This window comes from Streptomyces sp. C (assembly GCF_000158895.1).
Lineage (GTDB): Bacteria > Actinomycetota > Actinomycetes > Streptomycetales > Streptomycetaceae > Streptomyces > Streptomyces racemochromogenes.
Window position 1 is genome coordinate 124,725 of the sequence record NZ_GG657750.1, and the last position, 1,169, is coordinate 125,893.

General features: G+C 75.1%; 1 protein-coding gene. It reads right to left on the reverse strand.

The window, feature by feature from the left end; translation table 11 throughout:
• Positions 1-4 precede the first annotated feature (4 nt).
• Positions 5-1,120 (reverse strand): hypothetical protein, encoded by a 1,116-nt coding sequence (locus tag SSNG_RS00675; protein ID WP_007261844.1) that lies wholly within the window; start codon positions 1,118-1,120, stop codon positions 5-7.
• Positions 1,121-1,169 lie beyond the last annotated feature (49 nt).

A 1,169-nucleotide genomic window follows, 5' to 3' on the forward strand; every position in this document is an offset into this window, starting at 1 on the left:
CCCCCTAGAAGAGGCCCGCGCGCATGTGGTCCGTGAGGTTGTCGAGGATCTCGCGCAGCCGGGGGCCGCGGGCGGCCAGCAGGCGGACCAGCGTGTGGTGGAAGGTGCCGGCGTCGGCCCGGAACAGGTGATCGGGGCGTGGTGCGGGCGGGTCGTCGCGGAGGACGCCGTCGGGCATGGTTCCCGACGCCGGGAGCCCGAGCTGTCGTTCGGGGAAGGCCATCCACTTCCAGACCCCGAACGGCAGCGGCACCCGGTACGCCGATGCGGCCGGCCCTGCCGGGCTCCAGGGCACCCCCGTCTGCGGGTGGGTCGGTACGAGGACCATGTCGGCGTCCGCGTCGGGGGCGGGCAGACCCGGTCCGGCGAGGACGGCGCGCCGCGCGGGCCCGGCCGCGGGCAGCAGGGCGTCGAGGGCGCGTTGGAACACCTCCGCGGCCAGGCCCCCGGGCACGGTCACCGGCCTGCCGTCCGCCGCCGCCAGCAGGTGGGCCAGGGCCCGGCCGGCCGCCGCCTCCCACCGCGGGCTCCACGACCACCAGTGGTCCAGGCCGCGCAGCGAGGCCCAACTGGTGATCGGCTCGACCGGAGGCGTGGCCCTCCCTTCCTCCAGCAGTTCCGCCCAGGAGGACACGTCCGACTCGGCGTCGTCCGCGGGCGCTACGGGGAGGCGGTGCACGGCGTCCGGCGCGAACCAGACCGCCTGCCAGAGCGAGCAGTCGTCGATCCGGCTCGCCACGGGCAGGCCGCACGCCTCGCAGGCCATGTTGGGGCCGTCACCCCAGTCGAGGCCGCAGCAGTAGCCGCCGCCCCTCCCGGGGAGGAGCACCGTGCCACGGGTGTCTCCGGGAGCGATGGCGATGGCGCCCGGTGCGCCGTCGGACACGGCGTGGACGGGAACGTGGATGCCGCGGGCCGCCGCCTCGTCGGGATCGACCTCCTCCCACCTCCGCCAAGGCGGCCCCCAGGGCTCGGGCTCCACGGCGAACGTGCCCGGCTCCATGAGCACCGGCAGCTGGATCCCGTTGCCGTACTTCTGATGGGCGTGGACCGGCAGTTCGACCGGGGACAGCGGGACGGTCAGGCCGGCATCGCACCCGGCACACACGAAAACGAACAAATGCCCTCCGCGAAAGGAAACAGGGGGCATCGTCGCAGCCCGCAGCGCG